This window comes from Acinetobacter sp. YH01020 (assembly GCF_013420275.1).
Classification (GTDB): domain Bacteria; phylum Pseudomonadota; class Gammaproteobacteria; order Pseudomonadales; family Moraxellaceae; genus Acinetobacter; species Acinetobacter amyesii.
On sequence record NZ_VOYN01000001.1, the window covers coordinates 37,258 to 55,893 of the forward strand.

General features: G+C 42.1%; 20 protein-coding genes, 2 tRNA genes and 1 pseudogene. 12 read left to right on the top strand and 11 right to left on the bottom strand.

Going from position 1 to position 18,636, the window contains the following annotated elements:
• Positions 1–110 precede the first annotated feature (110 nt).
• Positions 111–1,121 (bottom strand): AraC family transcriptional regulator, encoded by a 1,011-nt coding sequence (locus FTT85_RS00190; RefSeq protein WP_180182553.1) that lies wholly within the window; start codon positions 1,119–1,121, stop codon positions 111–113.
• A 111-nt stretch (positions 1,122–1,232) separates the two neighbouring features.
• On the opposite strand from FTT85_RS00190, the gene FTT85_RS00195 reads away from it, so the two are divergent.
• Complete coding sequence (locus FTT85_RS00195; RefSeq protein ID WP_180108830.1) at positions 1,233–1,853, top strand: hypothetical protein; 621 nt, start codon at positions 1,233–1,235, stop codon at positions 1,851–1,853.
• Between the two features lie 374 nt (positions 1,854–2,227).
• Here FTT85_RS00195 and hisF read toward each other — a convergent pair whose 3' ends face one another.
• Positions 2,228–2,989, bottom strand: a complete 762-nt coding sequence (hisF, locus tag FTT85_RS00200; protein WP_306674445.1) for an imidazole glycerol phosphate synthase subunit HisF — start codon at positions 2,987–2,989, stop codon at positions 2,228–2,230.
• Positions 2,990–3,099: 110 nt separating this feature from the next.
• On the opposite strand from hisF, the gene FTT85_RS00205 reads away from it, so the two are divergent.
• From FTT85_RS00205 to FTT85_RS00215, 3 genes are read left to right on the top strand one after another with little or no spacing between them, the layout of a single operon-like run.
• On the top strand, positions 3,100–4,050 hold the full coding sequence (locus tag FTT85_RS00205) for a homoserine kinase (RefSeq protein WP_111884520.1): 951 nt from the start codon (positions 3,100–3,102) through the stop codon (positions 4,048–4,050).
• 27 nt (positions 4,051–4,077) lie between these two features.
• Positions 4,078–4,704 (top strand): DUF1294 domain-containing protein, encoded by a 627-nt coding sequence (locus FTT85_RS00210; RefSeq protein WP_180022370.1) that lies wholly within the window; start codon positions 4,078–4,080, stop codon positions 4,702–4,704.
• A 39-nt stretch (positions 4,705–4,743) separates the two neighbouring features.
• Positions 4,744–5,136 carry a hypothetical protein gene (locus FTT85_RS00215; protein WP_168378990.1) on the top strand — a complete coding sequence of 131 codons (393 nt, stop codon included), beginning with the start codon at positions 4,744–4,746 and terminating at the stop codon, positions 5,134–5,136.
• 347 nt (positions 5,137–5,483) lie between these two features.
• Here the strand turns inward: FTT85_RS00215 and FTT85_RS00220 are convergent, their stop codons facing one another.
• On the bottom strand, positions 5,484–5,843 hold the full coding sequence (locus tag FTT85_RS00220) for a helix-turn-helix domain-containing protein (RefSeq protein ID WP_180050672.1): 360 nt from the start codon (positions 5,841–5,843) through the stop codon (positions 5,484–5,486).
• Between the two features lie 96 nt (positions 5,844–5,939).
• Between FTT85_RS00220 and FTT85_RS00225 the strand changes: the two genes are divergently transcribed.
• Both FTT85_RS00225 and FTT85_RS00230 read left to right on the top strand, forming a co-directional pair.
• Positions 5,940–7,271, top strand: a complete 1,332-nt coding sequence (locus tag FTT85_RS00225; RefSeq protein WP_168378992.1) for an APC family permease — start codon at positions 5,940–5,942, stop codon at positions 7,269–7,271.
• Positions 7,272–7,327: 56 nt separating this feature from the next.
• Positions 7,328–8,737 carry an FAD-binding oxidoreductase gene (locus FTT85_RS00230; RefSeq protein ID WP_180108829.1) on the top strand — a complete coding sequence of 470 codons (1,410 nt, stop codon included), beginning with the start codon at positions 7,328–7,330 and terminating at the stop codon, positions 8,735–8,737.
• Positions 8,738–8,811: 74 nt separating this feature from the next.
• Here the strand turns inward: FTT85_RS00230 and FTT85_RS00235 are convergent, their stop codons facing one another.
• The 8 genes from FTT85_RS00235 to hisB form a co-directional block, all read right to left on the bottom strand.
• The gene (locus tag FTT85_RS00235) at positions 8,812–9,726 is read right to left on the bottom strand and encodes a DMT family transporter (protein ID WP_180009267.1); all 915 of its coding nucleotides are present in this window, start codon (positions 9,724–9,726) and stop codon (positions 8,812–8,814) included.
• Positions 9,727–9,796: 70 nt separating this feature from the next.
• Entirely contained in the window at positions 9,797–10,528 is a 732-nt protein-coding gene (gene hisA, locus FTT85_RS00240) for a 1-(5-phosphoribosyl)-5-[(5-phosphoribosylamino)methylideneamino]imidazole-4-carboxamide isomerase (RefSeq protein ID WP_078190493.1), read from the bottom strand.
• A gap of 193 nt (positions 10,529–10,721) precedes the next feature.
• Complete coding sequence (locus FTT85_RS00245; protein WP_180182554.1) at positions 10,722–11,486, bottom strand: hypothetical protein; 765 nt, start codon at positions 11,484–11,486, stop codon at positions 10,722–10,724.
• Between the two features lie 432 nt (positions 11,487–11,918).
• A complete protein-coding gene (locus tag FTT85_RS00250) occupies positions 11,919–12,584 on the bottom strand; it encodes a 3'-5' exonuclease (RefSeq protein WP_180063001.1) in 666 nt (221 codons plus the stop codon).
• Between the two features lie 177 nt (positions 12,585–12,761).
• Positions 12,762–13,235, bottom strand: a complete 474-nt coding sequence (locus tag FTT85_RS00255) for a DUF805 domain-containing protein (RefSeq protein WP_180182555.1) — start codon at positions 13,233–13,235, stop codon at positions 12,762–12,764.
• A gap of 229 nt (positions 13,236–13,464) precedes the next feature.
• Positions 13,465–13,974: a DUF805 domain-containing protein gene (locus FTT85_RS00260; protein ID WP_180182556.1), complete on the bottom strand. Its 510-nt coding sequence runs from the start codon at positions 13,972–13,974 to the stop codon at positions 13,465–13,467.
• Between the two features lie 130 nt (positions 13,975–14,104).
• Positions 14,105–14,722 (bottom strand): imidazole glycerol phosphate synthase subunit HisH, encoded by a 618-nt coding sequence (gene hisH / locus FTT85_RS00265; protein ID WP_180182557.1) that lies wholly within the window; start codon positions 14,720–14,722, stop codon positions 14,105–14,107.
• Entirely contained in the window at positions 14,722–15,315 is a 594-nt protein-coding gene (gene hisB / locus FTT85_RS00270) for an imidazoleglycerol-phosphate dehydratase HisB (protein WP_078190487.1), read from the bottom strand. Before hisB ends, hisH begins: the two co-directional genes overlap by 1 nt.
• A gap of 97 nt (positions 15,316–15,412) precedes the next feature.
• On the opposite strand from hisB, the gene FTT85_RS00275 reads away from it, so the two are divergent.
• The 6 genes and pseudogenes from FTT85_RS00275 (at position 15,413) to FTT85_RS00300 (ending at position 18,478) form a co-directional block, all read left to right on the top strand.
• Positions 15,413–15,802 (top strand): GNAT family N-acetyltransferase, encoded by a 390-nt coding sequence (locus FTT85_RS00275; RefSeq protein WP_078193146.1) that lies wholly within the window; start codon positions 15,413–15,415, stop codon positions 15,800–15,802.
• A gap of 195 nt (positions 15,803–15,997) precedes the next feature.
• Positions 15,998–16,073 (top strand) — tRNA-Phe (locus FTT85_RS00280).
• Positions 16,074–16,210: 137 nt separating this feature from the next.
• Positions 16,211–16,286, top strand: a tRNA-Phe gene (locus FTT85_RS00285).
• Positions 16,287–16,438: 152 nt separating this feature from the next.
• A complete protein-coding gene (locus FTT85_RS00290) occupies positions 16,439–16,879 on the top strand; it encodes a hypothetical protein (RefSeq protein WP_180182558.1) in 441 nt (146 codons plus the stop codon).
• 30 nt (positions 16,880–16,909) lie between these two features.
• The gene (locus tag FTT85_RS00295; RefSeq protein WP_180182559.1) at positions 16,910–17,635 is read left to right on the top strand and encodes a hypothetical protein; all 726 of its coding nucleotides are present in this window, start codon (positions 16,910–16,912) and stop codon (positions 17,633–17,635) included.
• A 106-nt stretch (positions 17,636–17,741) separates the two neighbouring features.
• A pseudogene (locus FTT85_RS00300) lies at positions 17,742–18,478 on the top strand (class I SAM-dependent methyltransferase).
• The last annotated feature ends 158 nt before the right edge of the window (positions 18,479–18,636 follow it).

Below are 18,636 nucleotides of genomic sequence, written 5' to 3' on the forward strand. Positions count from 1 at the left end.
ATGAGTGCAATCTAGTTGTGAAGTGTTGTTTTATTCATTTATTGAATATGCATAGCTTTAATGGATTTTGCTGAAAATCACAATATATAAAATGATAACTGCGTCACATTTTAACTTGCTGCTTCAATTTGCGATAAGCGCCATTGCTGTGGGGTTAAATTTCGCCATTGTTTAAAAGCACGTTGAAATGCACTCTGTTCTGAATAACCCAGCAGTAGCGCAATTTCTTGCAAACTTAAATGTGGGTCTCTTAAAAATTCTTCAGCCATCATACAGCGGACCTCCTGCATGCGTTGCTGATAGGTGCTGCCTTGTTGTTGTAAATGGCGTTGTAATTGTCGGACGGACAGATTCAGTTGAGTAGCGACATGTTCAATTTGGAACTGATTTTTTTGCAAACCCATTAAGATGGCTTGCTGTAAGCGTTGGTCGATTTGCGTGGTATTCGGCAGCTTTTCCAATAAAGACTGTGCCTGTTGCATCAACAGTTTTTGTAAGGTCTGATCGCCTTGGGAAAAGGAGCGAGACAGTTCTTGAATGGGAACAATAACCTTCGACTTTTCTTGGGAAAATCGAACTTTACAGCGAAAATATTGTTCATACTGAGCGACATTTTTCGGTGCAGGATTATGAAAATGCACTTCGTGTAAATTGATATCTTCAAAACGCATGAATAATTTTAGAAACTGCAGCATTAAGGCAATCGCAATTTCATCGGTCAATTGATTGGCCATATTCATGGGTAAATCATTCCAACCGATCGAGAAAAAATCATTTTGAATATCAATCAGCAATGGGCTGCCATCGAAGATTAAGCGATGAAAATCATGGTAGCGGAGCAGCGCTTCGCCCAAGTTTTCACAGGACAGAGCAATATACGCAATAATGCCAATATGTTTGGGTTGCACATGTTCTGCAATTTCTAAACCCAGCGCCGGCTTTTGGATCTTTTGATCTAAATCCATCAATAAATCACGCCAAATGGCATAATCAAAACGCTCTAAGTTTTGAACTTTATTCAATTTTTCAGGAATAGCAATGCCTTGGGCTTGGTGATAAGCATAGAGCAAATGGCCCAGTCCTCCATAGACCGATCCTGTATAGTCCTTGAGTTGTTGCATATTTTTTTAATTCTAAATTTTGTCGTGTTTTGTCAATAATATTAAAAAAAACGGTCAATATCTAGCCCTTTTCATTACCTATAGTGGAGCTAAGAAAAGGAGATATTGGTCATGTTAAAAGGTTTTATTGCAGGGTTGGTCGTCGCCAATGCCTTTGAATGGTTCGCACATAAATATGTTTTGCATGGGACGCATCGGTCAGGCAAGCCACGTTTTAGTCCAGTACCGAAAAGCATGAAATCACATTGGGAACATCATCGTGAAGTTCGAAAAACAGATTTTCATGATCATGGTTATGTTGAAGGTGTACAGAACTGGCGCACGAAAAATGAAATATTGTCACTGGTGGCAGTTTCAGCCGTATTTGTCCCGCTTTTTTATCCCATTTCCAAAGGAATGAGTTTGTCTGTGCTGTACTGTGCAGGGAATTATTATTATATCCATCGTCGCGCACATCTTGAGCCAGAGTGGGCGATGAAAAAGATTCCATGGCACTATGACCACCATATGAACTCAAATCAGGATGCCAATTGGTGTGTGACCAAGCCGTGGTTTGATTATATTTTAGGGACTCGGGTGATTTCCTCGGCGAAATTACAGGAACAAAACCCATTGGGTGTGCTACTGCCGACAGCGATTGCCAAGCCGTTGTCGCACTGGGTCAATCGGGTATTTCCTGCAAAGTGGGTGGCTGAGCGCGAAAAGCCAGTTGCACTTCTTGAAACGGTCTAATATGAATGCACTGTGCGTTTTGACAACAAGCTTTGCTACCCAATTGAGCTGTCGCAATTTGTCAATAAATTATGAATCTACTGTCAATCAAATACGGTGTAAATGCCCTATATTTAAATCATCAAAAGGCTTGTACACGACGAGTTGATTGATGAAGTTGCTATGTATATTTTTTCATTTGTTTTAAGTATCAGACCAAGTGCTGTAGTTTTTCTTGGTTTATAGGAGCCGACAAGGCTCCTTTTTTTATGTCTATAGTGGATGAATTAAATCGACGATTCGCTGCTACAACTCCATGGCGTTGCATCAAAAACACCAAAGCAAAAAAAGAGCGAATCATCGCTCTTTTTCAATCCTCATTGAAAACGAATCAATTAAAGACGCATTTCAATGCCTTGTTCTGCAAGATATTTTTTCGCTTCAGGAATGGTGTGTTGACCAAAGTGGAAAATAGAGGCTGCAAGCACCGCATCTGCGCCACCTTTTAAAATGCCATCGGCCAAATGTTGGAGATTACCGACACCACCAGAAGCAATGGTTGGAATGGTCACACGGTCATTGATGTTACGCATCAGTTCAAGGTCATAACCGGCTTTGGTTCCGTCAGCATCCATCGAGGTGATGAGTAATTCACCTGCACCGAAGTCCGCCATTTTTACTGCCCATTCGATGGCATCGATACCGGTTTCTTTACGACCACCGTGGGTGAAAATTTCCCATTTATTGTCGCCAGTTTTTTTTGCATCAATCGCAACCACAATACACTGTGCGCCAAAACGCTGAGAGGCTTCTTGTACAAATTCAGGGTTATAAATAGCCGCAGAGTTAATCGAAACTTTGTCCGCACCCGCATTTAATAACAGGCGGATATCTTCTACTTTACGCACGCCACCACCGACTGTTAATGGCACAAATACAGACTCAGCCATACGCTCTACCGTACGGTAAGTGGTATCACGACCATTTGAGGTTGCGGTAATGTCTAAGAAGGTAATTTCGTCCGCACCTTGTTCGTTATAACGGCGTGCAACTTCAACTGGATCGCCTGCATCACGAATATCAAGAAATTGAACACCTTTCACTACACGACCGTTGTCCACGTCGAGGCAAGGAATAATACGTTTAGCAAGCATAATTTTTTCCAAAAATAACAGCCGATTATGAAACTTCGCGACTTAGATGCTACACCTTAGTAGTCGGAGCGGTTATTCTATCAAAAATATGTAAGTTTTTTCGCAGGTTTTCTATGTCGGTTTATACCACTTTGACTTTAAAGGAAGTTCAGGATTTTGCAGCACCTTATGGACTGGAGGTGATTGACCTGATTCCGATTCAAGGCGGTATTCAAAATACCAACTATTTTATTGTTTGCGAAAATGGCACGCAGTATGTATTAACTGTTTTTGAAGAGATGGACGAGCAAGGTGCAGGGGAACTGGTCCCTGTACTTGAACATTTGGGGCAGGCTGGTCTAGCTGTGCCTGTACCGCTGAATCATTCGGGTAAAGCGATTCATAGCTTAAAGGATAAACCTGCACAGATTGCGCCACGCATGCAAGGTCAACATCCCATGCCTGCGAGCTTAGCGCAAGCAGAAGCGATTGCTGTAGCCCAAGCGAAAATGCATGTGGCTTTACAAGATTTCCCTTTGGAACGTGCAGAATATCGTGATCATGCTTATTGGTTACAAGTTTCACGTGATATTCGTCCAACATTAAATGAAGCAGATACCACGTTACTTAACAATCTGTTGGGCTTATATGACATCTTAACGGCGATGTATCCAGACCGTCCTACCGGTTTTATTCATTCTGATCTGTTCCGTGACAATACTCTATTTGAAGGCGATCAACTCAACGGCATTTTAGACTTTTATGAGTTAAATAAAGACGAACTCTTGTTTGATATTGCTATTACTTTAAATGACTTTTGTACTGAATATCCGGATGTACATTTGAATGAAGACAAAGCCATTGCCTTTTTAAATGCCTATGAAAGCGTGCGTCCATTAACCGCAGATGAAAAATCATGCCTAGAGTTATATTTGGCGATGGCGGCAGGTCGTTTCTGGATGATGCGTTTACAGGTGGCACAGAAAAATGCGGCAGAAGGCCGTACAGGGGATGATATTTTGCAGAAAAACCCTGCTGAAATGCGTAATATGCTGATTGAACGATTAAAATTCGTCACTGCATAAATTTTAAAAACAACGAGGGGGAAAAGCATGCGTGATCAAGGACGCTTAGTAGAATGGTTTGATGACAAGGGCTACGGCTTCATTCAACCGAACGATAGCACCAAAGATCGCGTATTTTTGCACATTAAAGATTTTTCCCGTCCCGGCCCACGACCAATCGTGGGCTGCGCGTTGGATTATGCTGTGATCTTAGACGAACGCGGACGCTTTCGTGCACAGCAAGTGCATTATTTAAAAGCCTCACAAACCAAAGCTACACAACGCCCTAATAAAAAAAATGTGGTGCAGATGCCGCGTCAGGCAGAGCCGATGCAAATCTTGTGCATCATTTATATCCTCGCCTTGGCGGGTTTGTCTGTGGCGGGTTTACTCAGTGGCATGGTGCTGCTTTTTGTGAGTATTATCAATGTCCTGACCTATTGGTTCTACGCTCAAGATAAAGAAGCTGCGCAAATGGGGAACCGACGCGTGCCAGAAAATACACTGCATCTTTTGTCTTTTTTAGGTGGGTGGCCGGCGGCATGGCTGGCTCAGCAACGTTTGCGGCATAAAACACAAAAACAACCATTTCGAAAAATATATTTCTGTACTATAGCCTTTAACATATTACTGATTTTATGGCTGATTTCACCATTTAATATCCTGCATATCTAGGGTGGAATGATCCGCAAAATCATCATGACGGAGAGCGAAATGAATTATTCCATTGATAAAGATCCAAACCGCCTGCTCACGATTATTTTGTATATTCTTTATATTGTGGCGATTTTTTCTGCCGGCTTGCTTGCGGTCCTCGCGTTGATTATCAATTACGTCAAACGCAGTGATGTTCGCGGCACGATTTTTGAAAGCCATTTTACTTGGCAGATCCGTACGTTTTGGTGGTATCTCATTTGGAACATCATTGCTTTCGTGCCTTTTATTTTTCTGTTCTTTACCGGCAATAATGCCAATGCCTTTGCGGGTGTGGCACTGGGAGCGAGTACCTTCTGTGTCACGGTGATCGGACTGTCTTGGTTATGGATTGTGTACCGCGCGATTAAAGGTTTAATTCGTGTCAATGACAACAGACCGATGTATGAGTAAATACAGCAGCATAATGACAAGCGACCCATGGGTCGCTTTTATTTTTTTCGTTTGACCATTCGATAGGCGGCATCAAAAAATGCTCTTTTATAAAGCAATTGCACATAAAAGTGCTTAACTTTGGTTATTTAAGCAAAATTGACTATACATTTTTAAGAATTATAACTTACATTTTTAATAAAATAACTTTGCTTATTTAATTTTATTAATTTACATATTTATTTTTATTATTTTACATTCTTAATAATATAAATTTACGTTTTTACTAAAATAAATTTACATTAATGTATAGTTGTTTATTTAAATTATTTTCTGGATTTTTATTTAAAATTACACCAGTTTAGGTATTAGCTATAGAATCGACCACGGCGACGGCGCATACCTAAAACGTGTATTGCGCGTACCAATACCGCATACGAAACAGGATAGCTAAATCGCTGTTCAAATAATGGAACTAGATCACTAATATTTTTAAATTTTGTATTTTTTACAAATACTTGAAATTCATTCCAGTCGCGAATGTGGCTCGGTGCACCACGGTTTTTTGCGGCTTTTGGGAGCAAACTTCCGGTCTCTTCCTCCAGGCGAATCCAAGCATCCAAGGTGACTCGAGAGATGTTAAACTCTTTGCATACAGCCACTTTGTAGTCAGTTTTTTTATACATCTGAATGGCTGATTTTCTGGTTTCTAAATCATACTTTGGCATTTTTTGAATCATCATTAAAATAATGAATGAATATTATATGGCATGTTGATTGCAAAAGAACCTGTAACGCAAATAAATATAGTTCAGGTGACGTGCATGGAAACTTCAGCGTCTGTTTTAAAAAAAATGTCTTTATGGCAAGTGGTGATCATTGGTGTCGCATATATGACGCCAATGGTTGTATTTGATACCTTTGGCATTGTCTCAGGTATTACCGATGGCCGTGTACCACTGGCCTATATTTTGGCTTTATTTGCCATGCTCCTCACTGCATTTAGTTATGCGCGCTTTAGTAAACATTCGGATAAATCGGGTTCTGCTTATACTTACACGGCAGAATCCTGTGGGCCTCAAACTGGATTTTTTGTCGGTTGGTGTTCTTTACTGGATTACATCATGTTGCCTTTGGTTAATGCGCTGTTGGCAGGCATTTATTTAGAAGCGGTCATTCCAAGCGTACCGTATTGGGCGTGGGTGATTTTATTTACCAGCTTGGTCACTTTAATCAACTGCTTTCGTATCAATATATTGGCCAACTTAAGCATGATCTTTGTTTGCGCACCTATATTGCTGATGGGCTTTTTTATTTATTTGGTCATTCAAGGGGTAGGGAGTGAGCAAGGTTATGCGCATGTCTTGACGCTCACACCGCTATTCAATGGTGATACGTCAATTTTGCCACTCATCGCAGGGGCTTCAATCCTGTGCTTTAGCTTCTTAGGTTTTGATGCAGTGACCACCATGTCACATGAAACTAAAGATCCGAAACGTACTATTCCGCGTGCGGTTATCCTCACCACGCTTACGGGCGGTGTGATTTTTATTACGGCATCCTGGTTTGTGCAATTGTATTTTCCAACCAATGTCCGTTTTAACAATCCAGATGAAGCGCTGCCTGAGATCGTCCTGTACGTGGGCGGGGCGCTATTCCAATCGGTATTTTTATGCGCCCAAATTATGAATACATTTGCCTCAGGGCTTGCCACGCATGCCAGCGCATCACGCCTGATTCATATTATGGGACGAGATGGCATTTTCCATAAAAGCACATTCGGTCAAGTCCATAGCAAGTTGGGCACGCCTTTATATGCAGTCTTGTTGATTGGTTTGATTTCCTTGGCAGCCATTCGTTTAGATTTAGCCACCGTGGTCAGCATGATTAGCTTTGGTGCCCTCATTGCCTTTACAGCTGTGAACTTCTCCGTGTTTATGAAGTTTTATGTACGTGATGGTCAACGTCATGGTCTTAAAAATATCTTTCTCAACCTGATTTTACCACTGCTTTCAGTGGCTACGCTGATGTGCCTTTGGGTGAATTTAGAACACAACGCCTTGGTTTGCGGTGGCATTTGGTTGGCAGTAGGCGTTGTATTGTTCGCTTATAAAAAGTTAAGAAAACAAAACATTGTGATTGGTAGTGCGTATTAAGTGGCTGAAGCCTCTATAACGATTAAATAGAATTGATAAATAGGAATGTAAATAAAATGAATACAAAGCCAAAATTTGTAAATGATGTTGAATATAAAAACAGTGTCAATGTGCAAAGCGGTAAAGAGTGGAATTGGGTCAATCCTGTGCGTGGCAGTTTTGATTTTCCAGCCAATTACTATGAAAGCTCATTAAGCGCATGGCAGGCTTTTGATGCCCTTGATGCAGATATTGAGTGTGATGTGGTGGTGATTGGTGGTGGCTTGTTGGGTGCGTCCACGGCACTGCATTTGGCAGAACAAGGTGTAGATACAGTATTGGTCGAAAAAAACCGTATTGGTAGTGCTGCATCGGGGCGTAATGGTGGGCAATTAACCCCAGGCCTGGCGCGTTGGGAAGCAGGGGAAATGATTGAGCACTTTAGTTATGAAGAGGCTAAACGCTTATGGCACTTCACTTCGACGGAGGCGATGTCTTTAATTGACCAAATTGCGCAGAACTATGATTTAGATCTACAACGCAAACATCAGCACATTACCGCAGCCGTACACCCAGGGCATTTGGTGGGTTTAACCGAAGGTGCAGATGCGCGTAAATATTTGGGTGAAGACCATACCCAGATTATGGGCAAGCACGAGTTGTTTGAGCATGTGAAATCGGAAAATTATTATGGCGGTTTACTCGATACCCTCGGCGGGCATATTCATCCTTTGGCTTTAAACCGTGGCCTTGCTTATGGTTTTAGTCAACAAGGTGGCAAAATTTATGAGCAAACCGAAGTGCTGTCGGTGGATGAGCGTGAAGATGGGATTTATGTGACGACTACTGGCGGTGTGATTAAAGCACGTAAGAGCGCCGTGATTGGGGTACATCATGCCTCATTTAAACTGCTGCAAAGCCATAATCAAACCACCATTCCATTTTATACTTATGTGTGTACCACAGCGCCCTTAGAGCTCGATCTTGCTGAAATTCTGCCGAGCGATGCACCTGTGTACGATACACAGTTCCAAATTGATTATTATCGCGGGGTATCTAAAAACCGTTTGCTGTTTGGCGGTGAAGGGACGGGTTCTTGCTGGACGCCTGAAAAAACCCATGATTATTTACTGAGCCGAATCAAGCATGTGTTCCCGCAATTGAAACAGGTTGAGCTGGATTTTGTTTGGAGTGGCACCACAGATTTAACCATGAATGGCGCAGCCGATAGCCGTAAGTCCGATGGGAAATATCCGATTTATGCCGTGCAAGGCTGGAGTGGTCATGGTGTGGCGCAAACCGTGCGTATAGGCAAAGCCATTGCCGATGATTTTTGTGGCAATGCCGATGATTTTAAAATGCTCACCAGTATTCAGCATCAGGACATTTTGTTTGGTCGCGCACTTGCACCGATGGTGATTCCAATGGCGAAAACCGCTTATGGGCTGGGGGCTATGGTCAATCCGGGCAAGATGGTGTCCTTCTAAATTTAAGCCTCCTTTATTTATGTATGAAGGGTATCATGCAAAACAGCCCTCGTCATTGAGGGCTGTTTTGAGGGTTAAGATATTTCTTCTGTAGTTTTATCTATATTTTTCTTTAACCATTTCGGCCGCCATTCACTCACAATCACACCAAGAACTACACACAGTCCGCCAATGAGAGCGAGCGGTGTTAAGCGTTCACCTGCAAGCCGCCCAATGATCGCGGCCCAAACCGGTTCACCTGCATAGATGATTGCTGCCTGTGCAGGGTCAACCATGCGCTGCGCCCAGTTCATCACCAGTTGAATGACGGCGCTAGCTAGCCCCAATCCGCAGAGTACAGCGATTAATGGCCATTCAAATTTTGGCAAAGTGGTTTCACCCACTAGTGGGGCAAAGCAAAAACAGAACAGAGAGGCAAATGCCAACTGTAGAACCGTCACTCTGCGCAGATTGACGCGGGGTGCAAAATAACTGATCAAGATAATTTCAAAGGCAATGGCAATCGACCCGAACAGCGTAATGATTTGTCCAAAATTGAGCTGAATAGCGCCAAAACCATTACCAGTTAAAAAGACCAAACCGACAAAAGCCAAACTTACTCCCAGCCATGTCATCAGATGTGGTTTATGCCGAAAACAGAGCCACATAAAAATCGGAACCAGCGGGACATACAGCGCGGTTAAAAAAGCCGATTCGCTGCTGCTGATACTTTGTAAGCCGACCGTTTGTGTCGCATAGCCAATCGCAATCACAGCGCCAATACTTGCGCCCGCAATGACATCGTATTGAGAAAAATGTCTAAGATATTTGAGCGATAACAGACTCACAGCCAGTGCAGCTGCGGCAAAACGTAGACCGACAAACAGCACGGGACTGCTGAAATTTAAACCGTATTGCACGGTGATAAAACTGGCACCCCAAATCATGGTAATCAGGATGAGTGCGAGCTGCGGGAACTTGGCTTTCCAAGCAGATTGGACGGTTGACATGTGTATTTGATTGTTCGAAGAGGGGAAATAAAAAAAAGAGGCCCGAAGACCTCTTTTCTGCTCGGGTAAATTACAAGCTTTGTTGATCAAGCAGTAATTGAGCTTCACGAAGGTTCAATGTGCCTTCATAAATTGCACGACCGGTAATCGCACCTAAAATGCCCGGTTGGCCTTTTAAGTTACGCACGTCGTCAAGGTTGGTCACGCCACCCGATGCAATAACAGGTAAGCCTGAATACGTTGCAAGGTTAACGGTTTGTTCAACGTTCACACCTTGCATCATGCCATCACGTGCGATGTCGGTGTAGACAATGCTTGATACGCCAGCATCTGCAAAGCGTTTTGCCAAATCAGTAGCTTTCACGTCTGTGACATTTGCCCAACCATCTGTTGCCACCATGCCGTTCATGGCATCGATACCGACAATGATATGGCCTGCAAATTTTTTGCACGCTTCTTCAACAAATTCAGGCTCTTTCACTGCTTTTGTACCAATGATGACAAACGATACGCCTGCATCAAGGTAATGTTCAATGGTTTCAAGTGAGCGGATACCACCACCAATTTGAATTGGCAATTCAGGCTGTGCTTTAGCAATCGCTTCAACCACAGGCTTATGAATCGGTGTACCAGCGAAAGCACCGTTTAAATCTACCAAATGTAAGCGACGCGCGCCTTCATTTACCCAATGCTGTGCAGTTGCCACTGGATCGTCAGAAAATACGGTATCGTCTTCCATACGACCTTGTTTTAAACGGACACATTTGCCATCTTTCAGGTCAATTGCAGGGATGATCAGCATGCTTTCGCTCCTTGCTCAATCAAATTAAGAATGAATTTGTGCCTAATCTTATCAAATAAACGGCTATTCACTAAATGCTAATATCAGAATTGATGAATTAAAAAAGCCTGACATGTGTCAGGCCAGTGTAAATTGAGAATTGGATTTTATTCTTGGTCTATAAAAATGCGCTGTGTATTAGTGTTTTTAGTCATTAAACATAAGCGGTTGTTTGTAATAAATCGATGTTTACGGATTGAAGTAAGCTACCGACATCGTATAAGCCTTGATTGAGGGCTGTGGTACTTTCACCGACCACTTGAACGAGATCACCGACTACAGGAAGTTCAGTGGCAATCGATGTAATCGGTGCAATGTCATCCAGTAAGGCATCTAAAGTGCCTGAAACATCTTGCACGACACCACCCACACTTGCTAAAGGATCGTTCAGGACGGATGTTAATAATTCGGTAGGATCAATACTGGCTACATAGTCGCCCGTTTCAGCCAACAAGCCAGTTAAATTACCCGTAGTTTCGCCTACTGCATTCAATAGCCCGCCAAGCAATGGCAGGTCAGAAAGTGCGTCTGTGATTGGTGCAGCAACACCACCTATATGATCAACCAAACCTGCAACTTCAGTCACAGTTTGACCGACCACACCAGTTACGCCATTGAGAGCGGTCTGTACACCGCCGAGAAGATCACCTGTCGCTAGTTGATCAGCTACAGCATGTAAGCCGTCACCTAAGGTGCCGACCAACTGATTTTCAACCGTGAGTACTTTTTCGATGGTCCCGCCAATGAGTGGTAGTTCAGTCAGTGCATCTGTTAAGGGCGCTGTTAAGCTATTCACGGTCTCTAAAACGCTGTCTACAGTATCCAAAACAGTATTTAAAACCAGTCCAACCGCTTTACTGATCCCTTGTAAAGTCAGGCTGAGTACACCGCTGATTTTTCCTGTAAATAAGTTCAACATGTCAGGTTCTCCAAGTTTTTAAATTATGATGTGTTATGTATTTGGCAGATTTGTTTTAGCAAAAGGGGACTGATGAAAACAAATTATGAAAGTATAGAAAGAATGAGATAAATCATGTAATTCTGCTAGAAAATCTAGAGAGATCAAAACCTTAGTCGAATAAAAATATAAATGTGTATTAATGTAATTAAAATGAGTTAAATCAAAGATATAAATGTACTTAAAAGGTGCGATTTTATTTTTTTAGACTGTGCAGTGACTATTTTTAAGGCAATAAGGTACTGTTCAAATCTTTAGCGCAAATAAACTGCAAATTCATTGGCACTCTTCAGCCGATCTTTGCACTTGGTCATGCCATAGATTGGGGCAATATCCAGTTACAGAGCGGTTACATCGCTGAATATAATTTAAATCATTAAAATAATTAAGGGTTTATAATTTCATGTGCGGACGAATTCTTAGTTTGAGGGAGGTATTGGGAATGGTTTTAGGTAATAAGCCACGTTGTAATAATTCTTCAAAGACCAAAACAGGGGCATAAGCATCGGCAGCGGCATAACGAATTTGCTCCGGACTTATGCGCTTTTTGGCCCAATTGGAGGTGCTGACCGATTTAGATTTTGGAAAATTCACACGAAAAAGCAGTGCCATGGCATTTTTTAAACCGACGGGTTGGCTTAAGCCAAAAGAAGCAAAGCACTTGGAGAGTTCCAATACACTATTCAGTTCGATGCCTTTTTTACGAAATAAATGCGCATCATTTTTTAAGCCAAAACCCACTTTAATTTGATCACGATTACTCAAGATTGGTCTTAAAAAATCCCAAGTGCATTCGTTCATTTGAAACAACCACGCCTGTTGCGCCGTCGCAAGTTGGATTAAATGTGGACCGGTAGAGACCTCACCTTTACGAAAAGTCGGCTTAGATTCAGAGTCGAAACCGAATAAGGCAGTCGTCTGCAATTCATCGGCCCAGTGTTGGCATTGTTCTGCATTGTGAATGACATGGATCTGCTCTGGCACTAAATTTTGGAACAATGGAAAATTTTTAATCTGTTCTTTTGTTGGCAAAATAGGTGTCGGTAGAGCATCAGTCATTGTGATTTAATTCAAAGGCTTGTTGTTGCAGCCTAGAGCGTTTAGTAGGGAAATGCAAATACCGAGATGCGGCGTTGAGCATGAGCCTTTGACTCATCTGCCTGTCATAGCGCGTTGCTATGACAGTGATGAGAGGACTTAAAGACAGTGACCAATAGGCTTAAAGTCAGTGACGACTTAAAATAGAAAACGCGCAGTAAATAATACATTTACCAAGATCAGTAAGAATAAACCGATAAAGAGAAAGGCGAGAACCACCTCCCATGTTTTGGATGCACGTGGCTCACCATATTGATTGGCATTTGCAGACCCGGGGATGAGCATCAGCGCAATGCACATGACGATATTGAGCAACGGAATCAGCTCTAAGAGTGCAAACCAGCCTGAGAGATTAAAGTCATGCAAACGACGTACTGAAAAAATCATCAAAGGGATCAGCATTAAAATATTTAGGATCAATCCAATCACTTGCGTCATTGGATTTTCAGCATGAGCTATTAGGGCATTGAGGGTATTGGGCATCATGCTGACGATCAGTAGCATCAATATGCTCAGTATGAGGCCATAGAAGACATTCCAACCGATAAAAGACATGCGATTAAAACGACCGTCACGGTTCCAACCAGAGTTTATATTGGGTGAATTATTCATATTAAATGATCTTAAATTATCGTAAAAAGTATAGTTATCATTCATTTTTAGCCGCAAAAAATTGAGCTAAAAACGACATAAAAATGTGAAAAAGTACAGGATTTGATCCTGTACCAAAAAAGCGCGTTGATTATAAAGGTAAAGTACAAAAAAAGCCCACTTGTGTGAGCTTGTTTGAGTAGATGTATTGCTGTTTAGGACGATCTCGGCGGCATCTAATGATTTATCATTATTGTTGTTGAACCGTGGTTTGTTGAGAGCGGATCACATAGTTTTGGTAAGACGGAATCATGATCGCAGCAAGTATCCCGACTATAAACACCACGATATACAAAACAGCCAGCACGGTTTCCCAGCCTTTGGTCGGGCGTGGTTGTCCAAAGCTATTACTACCGTTATTACCCGGTGCAAATAACACATAGAGCGCAAACAATATATTCACTACAGGAACTAAGATCAGCAGTGCAAGCCATCCAGAATGGTCTCGGTCATGTAAACGACGGATTAAGAAAATGACGCTGTAATAAATGACGATGGCATACATGATAAAGAAAATAATCATGAGTGGCGTCGACATTGCACCCTCAGTCAGCGCATTTTGCGCACCGGGTATGAGCAGGCCGACTACAACAGCAATTAGCGTAAAAATAATGCCGAGAAGTAGATTCCATGCAAGATAAGCGCGCCGGCTAAAGCGGCCACCGGCTTGGGTCGGTGAGTCAGATGTGAATGTATTCATTATTATTCCTAGGCTTTGGTATTTTTATAAGTAGGCAAATTCTAAAATGAATATGTAGAAAATAAAAGGATGAAAAATAAACAGTACAAAAAAGCCCGCAAGGAGCGGGCTTTTTTGCGGTGAAGGAATTTTAAATATCCCATTCCACAAAGTTTTTCAGCAATTGCAGGCCGGCTGTATGACTTTTTTCTGGGTGAAATTGTGTCGCAAACAAGTTTTCCTTGTGAATTGCGGTACAGAATTCCAAACCATAGTCACAGGTTGCAGCGACAATGCTTGAATCTTGCGGCTCTACATAGAAGCTATGTACGAAATAGAAACGTGCATCTTGCTCAATGTTTTTCCACATCGGGTGGCTTGGGTCTGCCTGATGCACTTGGTTCCAGCCCATGTGCGGCACTTTTAATCCCTCTATATCAGGGAAGCGTTTAACCGAACCTTCAAAAATACCCAATGCATCTGCACCGCCATTTTCTTCGGAATGCTGCATTAGGGCTTGCATGCCGACACAGATCGCAAGCACAGGTTTATTAAATGCCGCTTTACGGACTACTTCATCAATCCCTGCATCATGCATGCCTTGCATACAGTCACGCATTGCTCCCACACCGGGAAAGACAATTTTATCTGCTTGTGCAATCAGCTTAGGATCATTGGTGACATCAACAGTTGCACCCACGTGTTCGAGGGCTTTTGCTGCTGAGTGAAGATTTCCCATGCCATAGTCAAGAAGGGCAATACGGGTCATTACAATGTTCCTTTGGTAGACGCAACAGTATTTTCGGCACGCGGGTCAACTTCACACGCCATACGTAATGCGCGGGCAAAGGCTTTAAATACGCTTTCAATTTGGTGGTGGCTGTTTTTACCTTTTAGGTTGTCGATGTGCAGCGTCATTAACGCATGGTTCACAAAACCTTGGAAAAATTCAGAGAAAAGATCCACATCAAAAGTCCCGATGCGCGCGCGAGTGAATGGAATATCCATCCAAAGACCCGGACGGCCAGATAAATCTACCACAACACGACTCAGTGATTCATCAAGTGGCGCATAGAAGTGACCGTAGCGACGTAAACCTTTTTTATTGCCCAGTGCTTGAGCAAAAGCTTGACCCAGTGTAATCCCACAGTCTTCTACAGTATGATGATCGTCAATTTCAAGATCGCCATCACAATGAATATCAATATCAAACAGACCATGTCGCTTGATTTGATCAATCATATGATCTAAAAATGGAACACCAGTGTTTAAAGTGCCTTGACCAGTACCATCAAGATTCACACGAACTCGAATTTTGGTTTCGTTGGTGTTTCTTACCACTTCACTGATACGATCTGTCATAGACACGTTCCTCAAATACGTCAAAATGATTGATGTAAAAATATTTTCGCTGTGACGAAAAGTCACCGCATATTAGATTGCTCAGGAGGGTTTATCAATGCCTATTACCGTACATGCCTATACTTCTTTGGAAAATGATGAAGTGCGCAGCCAGCTTGAGCGACTGTATGACACCAGCCCTGAGTTTAGCGACGGTTCCGATGCGATTGAACAACTTGAGCAGAACTTAGCTCAGTATACCTTAGTTTATACTGCAGAATTTAATACAAAATTGATTGGCGCGATTTGGTGTACAGGCCAAGGTGAAAGCAAAACCCTTGAATATATTGTGGTACACCCTGCAAATCGTGGGCGTGGTGTTGCAGAACGTTTGGTCAGTGAGGCCACCCGTATGGAGGAAGAAAAAGGTGTAAAAACTTTCGAGCCAGGTTGTGGCGCGATTCATCGTTGTTTAGCACACATTGGTAAAATTGACGTAGTTGAGTAAAGTTCAATTTTTAAAAGACAGTCTTCGTGCTGTCTTTTTTTTCGTCTGAATAATTAAATTGACTCAGACTTAAATGTAAATAAGACAAAAAGTAAGCGATTAGTGTGAAATATTGATTTAAAAATAAACATTTGAGAAAAAAGCCCATGCTTATACTTGACGGCATACAGCTTAAATTGTTTAATACGCCCCATCGGCGTGATAGCTCAGTAGGTAGAGCAACGGATTGAAAATCCGTGTGTCCCCAGTTCGATCCTGGGTCTCGCCACCATATTCAAAACTGATTTTTCAGTTTATCAATCCCTGATCCCATCAGGGATTTTTTTTGCCTAAAAAATATGCATACAAAAAATATTTTTATAAATATGATTGACTAATTAACTAAGATACGGCTTAATACACCGCATCGGCGTGATAGCTCAGTAGGTAGAGCAACGGATTGAAAATCCGTGTGTCCCCAGTTCGATCCTGGGTCTCGCCACCATATTCGAAAAAGCCTCAAACCATTGTTTGAGGTTTTTTTTCGTCTGCTGTTTTTTAGTTGTTGATATTTCGCACAGTTTAACTGCTACAATCGATGCCAGATGATGGGCCCAATTGCTATAAGAAAATTATTAAAAAATAAGGGTTAAGGTTATGAAAAAAATATTATTTCCTGTTTTGATCGGCATGATTGCCTTGCTGAGCGCATGTGGTGGCGGGGGCGGTAGTAATGTCGATTCTTCCTATTCTAAAACCATTATTCAAAATGGTGTGACCTATGAATGTAAAAGTGAAAATGCAGCAGCGCTTTGTGATAATGGCAATTGCTCTTCCTGTGAATCATCGCTCGATAAAATAATTACAGCATCGTGCAGCACCAGTATTTCCGCAGGGCAAACAATTTATGCCGTGACCAAAACGGGCTGTGTATCCAATATGAAATCGGGCAGCAGAATAACTGCAGCATGTGATAATGGTCTGCTTAAATTAAAAGTTGGATCTAACTTTAGCTTAAATCAGGTGATTAATACGGGTACGACGATGAGCTCTGGTGAATATATTGTCGGCACAGAAGTGCTCCGCTGTGGCTTTTAATCAAATGAACATAGGTTCGTGGAGTGACAGTTGAAGCGACTTCAATATGCGGCGCTTGGACTGTTCTGTTTTGCACTGGGCTATATTGCGGCATCGTGGAATGACCAACCAAGCTTGACGTCACCGCCACCTGAGAACTCGCTTGTCTCTTTGGCGACGAATAATCCTGTGGCACTCTTGGCTTTAGATCGAGATGCCTCGGATCAGCCTCATTCTAAAGATATACAGCAACAACTCAAAGGCCAACATCTTCAGCTAAAGAGGATTATTCAGCAGACTTCAGATCAACAATTGGGGCAATATTTACAGCAGGCATTTCCCAATTACAGTTTTGCAGGGATTCAAAATAAGCAGCAGTTTGCGCAGCAGATGTTAGACGAATTTCTACAAGCCAAAAATGATCCGCAGCAGCGATTGGCAGGGCAAGCGTATGTGAGTGATCAATCACAGACAGATGTAGATCAAGTTTTACCTCGTGAAATCTATGTCACACAGCCGTTATATGCACATTTTGATACTATGGGTAAAGTTCCAAACAATACGCAAGTTATGGTGCGTTGGACGCATCATGATAGCGGTGAAGTGCTGCTCTTTACGCCACGCAAAGTTAGTGAGCAACAGCAACAAAACTGGGTGAGTTTCTATCCTATGACTGGATGGAAAACTGGTCATTATGATGTGAAATATTATCAAATGAATGATCAATTAAGCCCGATTGCACAGACCAGTTTTTATATACAGCACGTGATTGAGTAAATATTTGAAGCTCAAATTTTATCGCTGAAGCTATGACTTAAGTGCTAGTTTCTGCCCCTAAAAATTCGATTAAACTGATAAAAAAAACAACTAATGAATTTTTACAATGAAAGACCTTTTCTCTACAGGGAGTGTGCTGTATCAACAAGCACGTCCAAGTTATTCTGCTGAAGTCGTTGATAGCATTTTGCAGCATGTTGCCGTGCGTGAATTGGCATGGGACTGTGGTGTGCAGGTTCAGGTCAATTTACCAAAGGTTTGGCGCCCTATTTTCAACAGATTTTAGCGACAGATCTGAGTGCAGAGTAATTGGCACAAGCACCCAATTTAGACAATGTGCGTTATGAGCAAGCCAGCGCCGAACATTGTCCGCTTGCAGACCATTCAGCGGATTTAATTACAGTCGCGCAAGCGATTCATTGGTTTGATTTTACTGCCTTTTATGCAGAAGTACGACGCGTATTAAAACCTCAAGGTCACATCGCCATTGTGGGCTATGGTCTAATTCAATTTGAACACGCGGAATTAAGCCAACTCTTACAGGATCTGTATTTTGTCACGTTAAAAGGCTATTGGGATGCTGAACGTCGTTACATCGACGAAGAATATCGTAGTATTCCGTTTCCATTTCAGGAGTTAGCAGTCCCTCAGCTGTTTTTAAATTACAGGTGGAGTGCACAGCAAATTTTGGACTATTTGCAAACGTGGTCTGGGCTTAAACACTATCAACAGCGGCATCCGACACTTCAGCCGTGTGCAGCTTTGCAGGATTTCTTTAGCCGACATCCGCAGCAAGAGTTTGCTTTGTCATTTCCTGTACTATTAAGAATTGGAACAGTATAAAAGAGAAAAAGCAGCGGCAATGCAGATAGGTAAAGGACGATATCTCAAGTCTAGAATGAGCAAAGTGAGGTTTAAATAAGCTGTGCTCTCCTGCCGTTTGTCGGGGTTAAATCTGGTAAATTGATTAATTGTTGTACAATAATAGCAGTGTAAATTTT